We start from the raw sequence: 11,914 nt of genomic DNA on the forward strand, positions 1-11,914 counted from the left end.
TCAGTCACCTCCCGCGAGGGGCCGCATCGTCTCGACGACCTCCTCCATGGCCGCCTCGTCGTCGGGTTCGACCACCGTCGCCTCGCGCTCGGAGGGAGCCTTCGGAATCGGGTCCACGCCCGAGACGATGGTCGGCGACCCGTCGAGACCGATGAAGTCCGGGTCGAGGTCGAGGTCCTCGGCGCTCCACGTCGTGAGGTGGTCCTCGTAGTTCGCCACGCGCTCCTTGGTCTCGGCCTTCAGTCGCTTGTGCCGGAGTCGATGCTCGGCCCGCCGGTAGGACGGTTCGAACTCGGGGTCGGTCACGACGAACGCGGGCAGGGGAGCCTCGACGGTCTCTATCTCGTCCACGTCGCCCTCCACGAGTCGCTTCGCGCGGAGGCGGCCCGCCTCCTCGTCTATATCCACGGAGATGACGTGAGTCACGATGGGCCGGTCGAGACACCAACTCGTCTGTGGGCCGGTCTGACCGGTCTCGCCGTCCGCGGTCTTGAACCCCGCGAACACGAGGTCCGGTTCGGTCTCCATCTTCTCGATGCCCGCCGAGAGCGTGATGGAGGTGGACCACGTGTCGGCCGCGGCCATCTCGCGGTCCGAGAGCAAGTAGAGGTCGTCGGCGTACACGCTCATCGCTTCCTCCAGTACGCTCTCGTAACCCGGTGGTCCCATGCTCATCACGCTCACGGTCCCGCCGCGCTTGACCTTGGTCTGGAGCGCGGCCTGCAGCGCGAACTCGTCGTTGGGGTTCATCACCGTGGGGGTCGCGCCGCGTTCGAGGTGGCCGTCTTCGTCGAACGACACCTGTCCCTCTCGGAAGTCGGGGACGCCCTTCGTCAACACTACCGAGTGCATTGACACCACCTGACGCGAGTGAGTCTCTCTCCCATGTTCCGTGGGACATTTCACCCTCAATGTTTATTACATTATCCCCGACACTGCGAATGGCGGTTCGAGCGCGAGAACGAGGACACGAACGACCAGTAGCACTACCCGGAATTCGTCTCGGTAATAGAACTGTGTCCTCGACAGACTATGCCGTCGGCGTCTAATTTTCCACGACCGACCGGAACTCACTGGGAGTCCATCCCGGTTCGGACGGAGGATTACTCGTCGGTCTCGAAGTCGAACTCGCCGCCGTCTGCGCTCTCGCTGTCGGAATCAGTGTCGCTCTCGGCATCGACCGCTCCCGCAGAGTCGATATCCTCGGAGATGCTCTCTCCTTCGGGGTCGTCTCCGCGTTCGTCGGTTTCAGAATTGGTCTCGGTTTCGGCGGAGTCTTCGGGTTCGGTAGGCTCTTCGGGTCTCTCGGAGTCGTCGGTCTCGGCGTTCTCGCCCGTTTCGGTCGTGTCCGTTTCGTCGGTCTCGACCGTATCTTCTCCGTCGATATCTTCGTTCGCGTCGGAACTCCCGGTCTCGTCGTCACCGTCGCCGTCGTCCGACGTATCGTCGGTACCCGGACGGTCGCCGTGGAATCGCTTCCGGCCGCCGTCGCCGTCGGCGGCGATTCGCTCGTGGGTTCCGCCCTGCACCATCGACATCTGCCCGCTGGCGCGCATCGTCCCGTCCACGACCGCGCCGTCGTGGAAGTGGAGGTCCTCGCAGGAGACGTCGCCGCGAATCTCCACGTCGTCGGCGAGTTCGACCGTTCCGTTTCGAGTGGTCACGTCGCCGTGGATGACGGTCTCTTCGGCGACCGAGATGTCGCCTCGCGCTCGCAGACTGCCGAACACGTCGTTGCGCCTGCCGACCTCGATGGACTCGGCGCGGATGTTGCCGTGGAGACGGCAGTCGTCGCCGATGGTCGCGGGCGTCGAGACGCGCCACGAGTCGTCGCTGACGTGGCCGTTTCGCGGGACGACGACGGGTTCTGCCTCTACTTCCTCGTTCTCGAGTAGTTCGGACATGACCTCCTCGGCGGCCTCCTCCTCGCCGATTCGGAGGAGTTGCTGGAGGTAGACGAAGACGAAGACGATTGTCGGCATGGGGTTACGGATGACTATCCATCCGTTCGCCTCGAACCCCTCCTCGATGTCCACGTCGTCGCCGATATCGAGGTCGCCACTCACCATCAGGCGACCGCCGATGTGGACGCGTTCGCCGAGGTAGGCGTCGCGTCCGACGAGGACGTTGTCTTCGATGTCCGACCACATGTCGAGGCGGCAGTCGGCCTCGGCCTCGATGTGGCCGCCGAACTGCACGCGCTCGCCCGCGATGACGTTGTGACCGCGGACGCCGAACTCGACCGTACTCTGCCCGCCGACGATGATGTCGCCGTCGGTCACGAGGTCGTGTTCCTCGACGGTGGTTCCGTCTGGAATCGAGAGTTCGTCCAACGGGTCCGAACCAAGCGGCACATCGGGGCGTACCGATTCAACCCTAATAAACGTCCGTCAGACAACTGACTGTGAGCCGACAGTATCCGGGGCAGTTCTGATGGGTTTTTAAATGGCGCGGTCAAACGCGGGGGTATGACGACGCTCGCGTTCGACGAGGACGGCGTGGACGTGGTGTACGAGGGGACGGAGTTCCGACTCTCGAAGGACCTCATCGAGGGGGCGACCGGAAAGTCCTACTTCGACGTGACCGACCACGAAGTCCTCAAAATCGTAGAGAAGAACCCGGACTTGTCCGGTCAAGCGCGCCGCATCGGCGATATCATCAGGTGAAGTGGTCTTCCCGGTCGGGATACGGTAGCCCCGGCATCTCGAATCAGGTAGTTTCGCCGCCGCGAATCGGAGTGCTTCGCTGCGGCGAGTGGGTCGCCCGTAACGCTATCAGGTAGCATTAAGGCGCAGGCGTCCCTCGAACCGACCATGAACCTGCCCGCCGACTTCGACCACCCCTCGTGGCTGACCGCGTTCGGAACGCTCGCCGGATACGGCGCGATTCTGCTGGCGATGTTCGTCGTCCTGTTCCTGTTGCCTTACGCCGTGTTCGTGGCGCTCGGGTGAGGGGTCTGACGCGACTGCCGACGGAACCGGTCTGACCGAACGCGTCGTGCGGACGGTTCTCCGTGCGGGGGTGGAACTCGTCGTTATCCTGCCGGTGGGCGAGCGGCGTTTTTCTCGTGACGAGGAGGACGTGACTAGTCCGGCTCCCTCTCTGCGATCGACCGGACGGCCGTTCGACACCGAACTCCGACGTGTAAGTCATATTTGCCGGGGCCTGTTCGACCGACAGACATAACATCGGAAACTAGAAGCTTGGAGTAGGATGTCACGACGGCACACGACACGCTCGGGGAGGGGACTCCCGTGAGCGCTCTCGATACCGTTCGCCGCGTCAGCGAGGTCGCGAATCGGTACTTCGTGGTCTGGGTGTTGGCGGCCTCCGGAGTCGCGCTGGCGGTGCCGTCGGCTTTCACGTGGATAGAACCGTACATCACACCGCTTCTGGGCGTCATCATGCTCGGGATGGGGTTGACGCTCTAACCCGACGACTTCCGGCGGTTGGTCGAGCAACCGCGGGACGTCGCTATCGGGGCGGTCACGCAGTGGGTCGTCATGCCCGTGGCGGCGTACGCCCTCACCGTCGCGCTGTCGCTGCCGACCGAACTCGCTATCGGCGTCGTCCTCGTCGGGGCCGCGCCGGGCGGCACCGCCTCGAACGTGATGACGTATCTCGGGAAAGGCGACGTTGCTCTCTCGGTCGCCATCACCACCGTGACCACGCTCGCCGCGCCCATCGTCATGCCAGCGTGGGTCGTCTTCCTCGCGGGCGAACAGTTGAACGTCACCTTCGCGCAGATGTTCTCCAGCATCGTGCAAGTGGTGTTCCTGCCGGTCGTCGCCGGGTTCGCGCTCCGGTACGTCCTCGACCGGAAGGCACCCGACGTCGCCGAGGCGGGTCTCGACGTGTTTCCGGCGGTCAGCGTCGTCGCCATCGTGGCTATCGTCGCGGCGGTCGTGGGTCTGAGCAAGGCGACCATCCTCACCGCGGGCGCGGCGGTCGCGGTGGCGGTGGTCGCGCACAACGCTATCGGTCTCGGCACCGGCTACGGCGTGGGACGCCTAACCGGAATGTCGGAAGACCGCACGCGGACCTGCGCGTTCGAGGTCGGTCTCCAGAACAGCGGTCTCGCAGTGGCGCTGGCGACGTCGTTCTTCTCGCCAGTCGCGGCGCTCCCGCCCGCGCTGTTCAGCGTCTGGCACAACGTGACCGGTCCCGCGCTGGCATCGTACTTCTCGCGCAACGAACCGGCGGCGTCCGGCGGGTCGGTCGCCCCTGTCTCGGGCGACGACTAGCGCCCGCGGTCGAGACGCCTCTCGTCGGTTGCGGTCGCGTAAAAGTCGGCTCCGTCGCCGATAATCGAACGGAAAACGACGAGGAGAAACGTCGTCAGCAGGAGCGCAGAATCAGGCGAACGTCTTCGAGATTTCTTCGTCCTCGTCCTCGGCGTCGATCTTCGCCTTGGCGTTCTCGAAGTCCTCCATCCGGATTTCGGTCCGGTCGTCGCGGATGGCGAACATCCCGGCCTCGGTACAGATTGCCTTGATGTCCGCGCCCGAGGCGTCCTCGGCGTCCTTGGCCAACTTGTCGAAGTCCACGTCGTCGCTGACGTTCATGTTGCGAGTGTGGATGCGGAATATCTTCTCGCGGCCTTCGAGGTTGGGCTTGGGCACTTCGATGAGGCGGTCGAACCGGCCGGGCCGGAGGATGGCGCGGTCGAGCATGTCGAAGCGGTTGGTCGCGGCGATGATGCGGATGTCACCGCGCTCCTCGAAGCCGTCCATCTCCGAGAGGAGTTGCATCATCGTACGCTGGACCTCGGCGTCGCCAGAGGTCTTCGAGTCGGTGCGCTTGGCCGCGATGGCGTCGATTTCGTCGATGAACAGCACGGCGGGTTCGTGCTGACGGGCGACCTCGAAGAGGTCGCGGACGAGTTTCGCGCCCTCGCCGATGAACTTGTGGACGAGTTCCGACCCGGCCATCTTGATGAAGGTGGCGTCGGTCTGGTTGGCGACGGCCTTCGCCAGCATCGTCTTGCCGGTCCCCGGCGGGCCGTAGAGCAGGACGCCGCTCGGCGGGTCGATACCGACCTCGCCGAACATCTCGGGACTCTCGAGGGGCATCTCGACCGTCTCGCGAACCTCCTTCATCTGCTCTTCGAGACCCCCGATGTCCTCGTAGGTGACCTCGGGACTCTCCTCGACCTGCATGACGCGAGCGCGGACGTCGGTCTCGTTCTCCAGCGTCTTCACGATGGACAGCGAGTTGTTGACCGCGACTCGGTCGTCGGGTTCGAGGTCGTCGCGCATCTCGTCGGTCACTTCGGTGACCGCCTCTTGGTTGTTGCCGTGCTGTTTGATAATGACGCCGTCGTCGGTGAGTTCCTGTACCGTGGCGACGAACAGCGGCGACTGCTTGAGTTTCTTGTTCTCGTGCGTCAGCCGTTCGAGCTTCTGCTGGTACTTGTTGTTCTCGGCGTTCGCATCCAGAAGCTTGTCACGCATCTCTTCGTTTTGCGACTCCAGAACCTCCAACCGCTCTTGGAGGGCTTCGATTTTGTCCTGCTGGGACGCGCTCTCCTCGTCGTAGGGGAGGTCGACGTCTTCCACGGTGTCAGTCATCACGACGCTCTAGGTCCCACCCTCATAAGAGGCTTCGGGTGATCGTGAGAACTGCCAACTATTGACGTGATTTATGGGGGACGAGGTGCCACGTGTCGGCACCGAATCATGCTTCAAAGTAATATACTGGAATGGGAAATATTATTACCCTGTATCCAAAAGTGGGGGTATAGCATGAGTGCGTCAGAAACTGCTCGACCCGAGGAGGGTCGCCTGACGGGGGAGAACGTGACCGAGGAGATACGCGACCTGCCGCCGAGCGCCAAACTCGTCGCGAAGGTCTTGGAGTACAACGACACGATGACTCAGAGCCAGATCGCCGAGGAGTCGCTGCTGCCCGACCGGACGGTCCGGTACGCGCTGAACCGATTGGACGACGAGGGAATCGTCACCTCCCGGTTCTCCTTCTCGGACGCCCGGAAACGTCTCTACACGCTAGACCTCGAATAAACCGCGCTGAGGAGCCTGACATTTGGGAGCTTCGGAGATACCGTCCGTCGTTTCGTCGAGCGAACGTCCGATATTTCGCGGTCCGTGTTACTCGATTTCGTCTCTCTCGTCTTCTACCGAGAGACATCCCCATCTGACTATCCGTCGAGGGGTTGCGTCTCCCGACGATGTTCGGCCGCCATCCACACGCATTTCACTTCCCCACACCTACGCGACCGTATGGACGCCGAAGACGTAGCCCGACTCATCGAACGGAACCTCGAAGACGCCGACGCGACGGTCAGCCATCCGCGCGGCCCCGAGGACGAGGACCACCTCGCGGCCACCGTCGTCTCGCCCGCGTTCGAGGGCGAGCGACTCGTTCAGCAACACGAGATGGTCTACGACGCGCTCGGCGACCACATGACCGAGGAAATTCACGCGCTCGAACTGACGACTCTCACGCCCGAGGAGTACGCCGAGCGCGAGGAGTAACGCGTCGGACGCGGCCCGACCCCCGCCTGCGACGAGGTCCGTTCGCCGACCCGAGAGACCAAGGGTCCGGGCGGACGTAACGGAAGTATGGCACAGCGAACGACCGAACCCCTCCGCCGCGGCCGCGACCGATTGCACGGTGCTAAACCGTCCTGCGCCGCGTTCGACACCAGCGCCGCCGGTACAGCGACGCTCCGATCATCTCCGCCTCTCACGACAGTTCATGCCGACGTTCGTTGAGCGGATTCAGACGGTCGAGGACGGCAACGTCGCCGAGTTCGGCCGACAGTTGGCCGACCGCATCGAGACGCTCGGCGACGCGCTCGAACTGCTCGAAGAGTGGACCGAGGCGAGTCGGGAGACCCGCGCCGAACTCTCCTCGAAGTACGACACGGCCAAGACGCTCGCGAGAGACGAGATTCGTGACGCGACCGACGAGGACGCCGATAGCCTCCCGGCCGAGGACCTGCTCGACCATCCCGCGGTGAACGACCAGACGAAACAGCGACTCCGCGAGTACAGCACGAAGCTCTTCGTCTACGTGAACGAGGAGCAGTCCTACGGCGAAGCGCGAACGGAAGTCGTGCGGTCGCTCGACGCCGAACTCGACCTCTACAAGCATCTACTGCCGGAACTCCAGAGCGGAGCGACTAGCGTCGCGGACGCCCAGCAGAAGATAGCGCGGTTCGCGCTTGAGGAGACGCTCGGCCCGCCGAACCGGACCGCCGCGGACGTGCTCCTCGAATCGGCAGTCGAAACCGACGAGTGAAAAAGGGCCGAGTGAACCGCGGTTAGAAGTTCGCCTGTGCGACTTCGGTCCGCTCTAGCTCGCGGTTGTGCAACGCCTCGCCCGTGTCGCGGTCGAAGACGTGAATCGCCTCCTCGGGTATTCGCGCGACGACTTCCTGTCCGCTCTCGACGTTTCGCATCCCGGAGACGGTGGCGATGAACGTCTCGACGTCGTCGTCCGGCGACTCAGCGCCGACTGCGCTAGAGAACGACAAGTAGACGTTGTTCTCGTTACCCATCGGTTCGACGACGTCCACCTGCGTCCGGAAGTCGTGGGGACCGTCGCCCTCGCCGACGAGTTCGATGTCCTCGGGTCGGATGCCGAGGACGAGTCGGTCGTGGCCCTCCACGTCGGCGAGAAGGTCGTCCGAGAGGGCGTACTCGAACTCCTCGGCGACGAGGGTGCCGTTCTCCAAGTCCGCGTCGAAGAAGTTCATCGACGGTTCGCCGATGAATCCCGCGACGAAGACGTTCCGCGGTTCGTGGTAACACTCCAGCGGCGTGCCGACCTGCTGGAGTTCCCCGTCGTTGAGGATGGCGATGCGGTCGCCCATGGTCATCGCCTCTGTCTGGTCGTGAGTGACGTACATCGTCGTCACGTCCAGTTCCTCCTGTAACCGCTGGAGTTCCGTCCGCATCTGTGAGCGGAGTTTCGCGTCCAGATTCGAGAGCGGTTCGTCCATCAGGAACACTTCGGGGTCGCGCACGATGGCGCGTCCGAGGGCGACACGCTGTTGCTGACCGCCGGACAACTCGCCGGGCTTGCGGTCGAGGAGGTCGGCGATGCCCATCATCGCGGCGGTCTGTTCGACCTGCGCCGCGATTTCGTCGTCGGGCATGTCGGTGGACTCCTCCAGCCCGAAGCTCATGTTCTCTCGCACGGTCATGTGGGGGTAGAGCGCGTACGACTGGAACACCATGGCGATGTCCCTCGCCGTCGGCGGTTCGTTCGTAATCGAGTGACCGCCGAGTCGGATGTCGCCCTGCGAGACCGTCTCCAGTCCGGCGACCATCCTGAGCGTCGTGGACTTGCCACATCCCGAGGGACCGACCAGCACGAGGAACTCGCCGTCCTCGATTTCGACGGTGGCGTCGTTGACCGCGACGATACGGTCGCCGCCGTCGTCGAACCACTTCGTTACCCCGTCTAAGGTCAGTTCCGCCATCGTTCCGTCCTCCGTCGTAGAGTAGTGTAAATCTTTGTTACGTGCATTGCTACGTTTCTCCCGCGACTCCTTTCGCGAACTGTTCACCGAACAAGACGTACACGAGCAGCGTCGGCAGGGCCGCGACGAACGCGCCCGCCATCTGGGTGTTGAACGACTCCACGATGCCGCCCGTGAGACTGTTGAGTGCGATGGTCACCGGGGCGGCCGCGCCGCCGCCGGACGGCAGGATGACCAGCGCGAACAGCAGGTCGTTCCAGATCTGGGTGAACTGGTAGATGAGCGTCACCGCGAACATCGGCTTCGAGAGCGGCAGGACGATGTTGCGGTAGATGCTGAACACGCTCGCGCCGTCGAGTCTCGCCGCCTCTATCATGTCGTCCGAGAGCGACCGGTAGTACCCCCGGAACAGCAGGAACGTGATGGGAATCCCGTACGCGACGTGGGTCACGATGAGGTTGATGATGCTCGCGTAGTGGTCGTGCATCAGCGGGAGTCCCCAGAGGAACGACAGCAGTTCCTGCGTGTTCACGATGGCGTAGAGCCTCGACAGCGGCACCAGCACCGCCTGATACGGGATGAAGATGCCCGCGACGAACAGCGCGACCAGCGGCATCTGGTACTTCCAGTCGATGGTCGTCAGTCCGTACGCCGCGATGCTCCCGAGACCCGCCGACAGGACGCTCCCCGGAATCGCCAGCAGGAGGCTGTTTATCAGCGCGCCGGACATCGCGTCGAACGCTATCTGCCACGGTTCGAACGTGAACCCGCCGAAGATGGGCGGGAGGAACGGGACCGTCTGGTTGAACGCCTCGGTCGTCTTGAAAGCGGTCATCAGCCCCGCTTCCAGCGGCGCGAGGTAGAACCCGACGAGACCGGCGAGAACGGCGTAGAGCGCCACTCTGGTCCTGTCGGCCTCTCGCATCGCACGCTCGATTCGCTCCCTTCGCGTGTGGTCCTCCGGATTCGGATTGGCTGGCGGACTACTCATAGCTCACCTCGTCGGTATTCGCTGTAGAGGTACGGCGTCACAACGGCCAGCGCCATGCCGAACAGCACGATGGCGATGGCGGACCCGTACGCCCAGTTGTTCGACCCGAACGCCTCCCGGAACATCAGCGTCGCGAGGATGTCCGCGGCCGGGCCGGGGTTGTTGCCGAACATCACGTAGAGGAAGTCGAACGCCTTGAGTGCGAACACCATCAGCACCACCGCGGCGCTCATGGTGGACGCGCGAAGTTGCGGCAGGATGACCCGCCAGTACATCTTGACGGTACTCGCACCGTCCACCTTCGCGGCCTCGTAGTGAGCGGTCGGAATCGCGCGGAGTCCCGCGAGGTACACGACCATCGCGTACCCCGAGAACTGCCAGATGAGCGCGAAGATGACCGCCGCCAGTTTGGTGTCGGGGTTCGAAATCCACTGCATCGTCAGGAAGTCGAGTCCGACCTGGCGGAGCGTGACGTTTATCATCCCGATCTCCGGGTTGTACATCCACGCCCAGAACTTCGCGGTCACGACGAACGACAGGCTCATCGGCAACAGATAGATCGTTCTGAAGGTGTTCTCGAACCGGATTTCCTGGTCCACCAAGATGGCCAGCAGCAGGCCGACGAGCAGGCAGACTGCGGTGAACGCCACCAACAGGACCAGCGTGTTCTGGGCCGCGGTCCAGAACCCCGGGTCCGAGAACGCCTGACGGTACATCTCGAGGTCGAACTCCGAAACCTTGTACTCCGGCAGCAGTAGCCCCTCGAAGTCGGTCAGCGAGATGATGAGGTTCCACCCGATAGCTCCGTAGACGAAGAAACCCATCAACAGGAACGGCGGTAACCAGAACGGTGACGACTGGACGAAGTCGCTCGACAGGATCGACCGCCCAGTTCGTGACTCGGACTCGGTGGGTTCGCCGCTGACGGTCGCCCCGCCGTCGGTACGAAGCGCCGACGAACCGCCGGAATCTGCGGTCCGCTCACCGCCGTCCGTCCGAGGCTCCCCGCTCGTATCGCTTTCTCCGGGGGTTGTCCGTCGGAGTACGTCTCTGAGTCGTTGCATGTGAAAAAGGGACAGTTGGGACGTCCTTCAGTTAAACGCCTGCTTCAGCTGCTTGTAGGTCTTGTCGACGTTCCAGCTCGACGTGAACGTGGACATCGCGTCGCCGAAGTTGCTCTTGATCTCCGGCGGCAGTGCGAGACCGTGTTGGATGGACTTGACCTGCGCTTCGGAGTTGGCGAAGTCGTCCATCTGTCGGCTGAGGAACGGCCCGAACTTGTCCTTGGGGACGTCGGTCCGCGGCGGGATGGACCCCTTCTTGGGGTTGAACCGCTCCTGAGCGTCTACCGAGCCACAGTACTGCAGGAACTTCTCCGTGGCCTTCGGCGAGGGGTTGTTCTTCGGGAACGGGAACGAGTCCATGTTGAGCGCGTAGATGCCCTTCGTACCGGGGAACGGCACCTGACCCCACTCGGACTCGAACTCGAAGCCGTCTTGGCCGCGGTACATGCCCGCCGCCCAGTCGCCCTGGTGGAAGAAGGCTGCCTCGCCGTTGATGATCTTCTTGTTCGCTTCGGTCCACGAGATGGAACCGGCGTCGTCGTTGAAGTAGTTCTTGTACTTCTTGACGATGCTGAGCGAGTCCTTGATGGCCTCCTTGTTCTCCTCGACCTTGCCCTCGGTGAAGGCGACGTAGGTGTCCTTCCCGTACTCGCCGAGGAGGACCTGCGCCCAGAGCTGGGAGGTGGACCACGCGGACTTGGTCTGGTGGGCCATCCCGACCGCGTCGGTGTTGTTCTCGACCTTCTTCATCGCCGCCACGACGTCGCTGGGTTTCGAGATGGACGACGGGTCCACACCCGCGTCTTCGACGACGCTCTTGTTGTAGAAGAGGTTGTTGAGGCGGTGGATGTTGATGGGGACGGTGACGAACTTTCCGCCGGGCTTGGCGGCGTCCTTCGGTCCCTGCTTGTAGGCGCTCTTCATGCTGTTCTTCGACCAGACCGAGTCACCGATGTCCTTGAGCTTGTCTGCGTCGACGAACGGCTGGAGGTGTGCGCCGGGCCACGCCTGCCACGAACTCGGGGGGTCGTTGTTCAGCACGCGCTTCTTGATGACCGTCTTGAGGTTCTGGCCCGCACCGCCGGGGACGGGGTTCTGGTTGACCTCGATGTCGGGGTACTTCTCCTTGAAGCCCTCGAACAGCGCGGTCACGGCCTTGTTACCGTCGCCGCCGGTCCACCAGTGCTGGACCTCGAGCTTGTTGTAGTCGGTCGCCTGCTCGGTCGTCGTTTCCTCGCCGGACCCGTCCGACTCGGTCGTCGATTCGTCCTCCGTGGTCGTCGCTTCGCCGTCGCCGCCGCCACCCATGCAACCGGCCAGTCCGGTGACGCCGATGGTACCAGCACCGGCTACTTTGAGATAGTCGCGTCGAGAAACGTCGGAACCTTCGTTGGCATCTGTCATACTGTA

General features: G+C 63.4%; 12 protein-coding genes and 1 pseudogene. 6 read left to right on the plus strand and 7 right to left on the minus strand.

The features are described 5' to 3' along the window. Both NGM06_RS12550 and NGM06_RS12555 read right to left on the minus strand, forming a co-directional pair. Positions 1-852 (minus strand): electron transfer flavoprotein subunit beta/FixA family protein, encoded by an 852-nt coding sequence (locus NGM06_RS12550; RefSeq protein WP_254267289.1) that lies wholly within the window; start codon positions 850-852, stop codon positions 1-3. Between the two features lie 251 nt (positions 853-1,103). After that, a complete protein-coding gene (locus tag NGM06_RS12555; RefSeq protein ID WP_254267290.1) occupies positions 1,104-2,354 on the minus strand; it encodes a polymer-forming cytoskeletal protein in 1,251 nt (416 codons plus the stop codon). A 114-nt stretch (positions 2,355-2,468) separates the two neighbouring features. Here NGM06_RS12555 and NGM06_RS12560 point away from each other — a divergent pair, with 114 nt between their 5' ends. The 3 genes and pseudogenes from NGM06_RS12560 to NGM06_RS12575 all read left to right on the plus strand — a co-directional run bounded on the left by NGM06_RS12560 (position 2,469) and on the right by NGM06_RS12575 (position 4,244). Next, on the plus strand, positions 2,469-2,666 hold the full coding sequence (locus tag NGM06_RS12560) for a DUF5800 family protein (protein ID WP_163521508.1): 198 nt from the start codon (positions 2,469-2,471) through the stop codon (positions 2,664-2,666). 147 nt (positions 2,667-2,813) lie between these two features. Beyond that, the gene (locus tag NGM06_RS12565) at positions 2,814-2,951 is read left to right on the plus strand and encodes a hypothetical protein (protein ID WP_170977446.1); all 138 of its coding nucleotides are present in this window, start codon (positions 2,814-2,816) and stop codon (positions 2,949-2,951) included. A 303-nt stretch (positions 2,952-3,254) separates the two neighbouring features. Continuing rightward, positions 3,255-4,244, plus strand: a pseudogene (locus NGM06_RS12575) (bile acid:sodium symporter family protein). Between the two features lie 111 nt (positions 4,245-4,355). On the opposite strand, the gene pan1 reads toward NGM06_RS12575, so the two are convergent. Then, positions 4,356-5,570, minus strand: a complete 1,215-nt coding sequence (gene pan1, locus NGM06_RS12580) for a proteasome-activating nucleotidase Pan1 (RefSeq protein ID WP_254267293.1) — start codon at positions 5,568-5,570, stop codon at positions 4,356-4,358. A gap of 174 nt (positions 5,571-5,744) precedes the next feature. Between pan1 and NGM06_RS12585 the strand changes: the two genes are divergently transcribed. From NGM06_RS12585 to NGM06_RS12595, 3 genes are all read left to right on the plus strand, one after another. Beyond that, complete coding sequence (locus NGM06_RS12585) at positions 5,745-6,020, plus strand: MarR family transcriptional regulator (RefSeq protein ID WP_163521511.1); 276 nt, start codon at positions 5,745-5,747, stop codon at positions 6,018-6,020. 219 nt (positions 6,021-6,239) lie between these two features. Then, positions 6,240-6,494: a BolA family protein gene (locus tag NGM06_RS12590; protein ID WP_254267294.1), complete on the plus strand. Its 255-nt coding sequence runs from the start codon at positions 6,240-6,242 to the stop codon at positions 6,492-6,494. 223 nt (positions 6,495-6,717) lie between these two features. Then, complete coding sequence (locus tag NGM06_RS12595; RefSeq protein WP_254267295.1) at positions 6,718-7,263, plus strand: hypothetical protein; 546 nt, start codon at positions 6,718-6,720, stop codon at positions 7,261-7,263. Between the two features lie 22 nt (positions 7,264-7,285). Here the strand turns inward: NGM06_RS12595 and NGM06_RS12600 are convergent, their stop codons facing one another. Genes NGM06_RS12600 through NGM06_RS12615 form a run of 4 tightly spaced genes read right to left on the minus strand, consistent with a single transcriptional unit; the run spans position 7,286 to position 11,908 of the window. Beyond that, positions 7,286-8,449, minus strand: coding sequence for an ABC transporter ATP-binding protein (locus tag NGM06_RS12600; RefSeq protein WP_254267296.1), 1,164 nt, complete (start codon positions 8,447-8,449; stop codon positions 7,286-7,288). A 49-nt stretch (positions 8,450-8,498) separates the two neighbouring features. Further along, positions 8,499-9,440 (minus strand): carbohydrate ABC transporter permease, encoded by a 942-nt coding sequence (locus NGM06_RS12605; protein ID WP_379793550.1) that lies wholly within the window; start codon positions 9,438-9,440, stop codon positions 8,499-8,501. Beyond that, entirely contained in the window at positions 9,437-10,504 is a 1,068-nt protein-coding gene (locus tag NGM06_RS12610) for a carbohydrate ABC transporter permease (protein WP_254267297.1), read from the minus strand. Before NGM06_RS12610 ends, NGM06_RS12605 begins: the two co-directional genes overlap by 4 nt. 27 nt (positions 10,505-10,531) lie before the next feature. After that, positions 10,532-11,908, minus strand: a complete 1,377-nt coding sequence (locus NGM06_RS12615; protein ID WP_254267298.1) for an ABC transporter substrate-binding protein — start codon at positions 11,906-11,908, stop codon at positions 10,532-10,534. Positions 11,909-11,914: the final 6 nt, after the last annotated feature.

It is taken from the genome of Halorussus aquaticus (assembly GCF_024218795.1).
GTDB classification, from domain to species: Archaea; Halobacteriota; Halobacteria; order Halobacteriales; family Haladaptataceae; genus Halorussus; species Halorussus aquaticus.

Excerpts from the sequence above, each read along its gene's own strand:
- NGM06_RS12550 (WP_254267289.1), bottom strand. The coding sequence starts at position 852 with ATGCACTCGGTAGTGTTGACGAAGGGCGTCCCCGACTTCCGAGAGGGA.
- NGM06_RS12605 (WP_379793550.1), bottom strand. The coding sequence starts at position 9,440 with ATGAGTAGTCCGCCAGCCAATCCGAATCCGGAGGACCACACGCGAAGG.
- NGM06_RS12595 (WP_254267295.1), top strand. The coding sequence starts at position 6,718 with ATGCCGACGTTCGTTGAGCGGATTCAGACGGTCGAGGACGGCAACGTC.
- NGM06_RS12615 (WP_254267298.1), bottom strand. The coding sequence starts at position 11,908 with ATGACAGATGCCAACGAAGGTTCCGACGTTTCTCGACGCGACTATCTC.
- NGM06_RS12600 (WP_254267296.1), bottom strand. The coding sequence starts at position 8,449 with ATGGCGGAACTGACCTTAGACGGGGTAACGAAGTGGTTCGACGACGGC.
- NGM06_RS12585 (WP_163521511.1), top strand. The coding sequence starts at position 5,745 with ATGAGTGCGTCAGAAACTGCTCGACCCGAGGAGGGTCGCCTGACGGGG.
- NGM06_RS12560 (WP_163521508.1), top strand. The coding sequence starts at position 2,469 with ATGACGACGCTCGCGTTCGACGAGGACGGCGTGGACGTGGTGTACGAG.
- NGM06_RS12565 (WP_170977446.1), top strand. The coding sequence starts at position 2,814 with ATGAACCTGCCCGCCGACTTCGACCACCCCTCGTGGCTGACCGCGTTC.
- pan1 (WP_254267293.1), bottom strand. The coding sequence starts at position 5,570 with ATGACTGACACCGTGGAAGACGTCGACCTCCCCTACGACGAGGAGAGC.
- NGM06_RS12610 (WP_254267297.1), bottom strand. The coding sequence starts at position 10,504 with ATGCAACGACTCAGAGACGTACTCCGACGGACAACCCCCGGAGAAAGC.
- NGM06_RS12590 (WP_254267294.1), top strand. The coding sequence starts at position 6,240 with ATGGACGCCGAAGACGTAGCCCGACTCATCGAACGGAACCTCGAAGAC.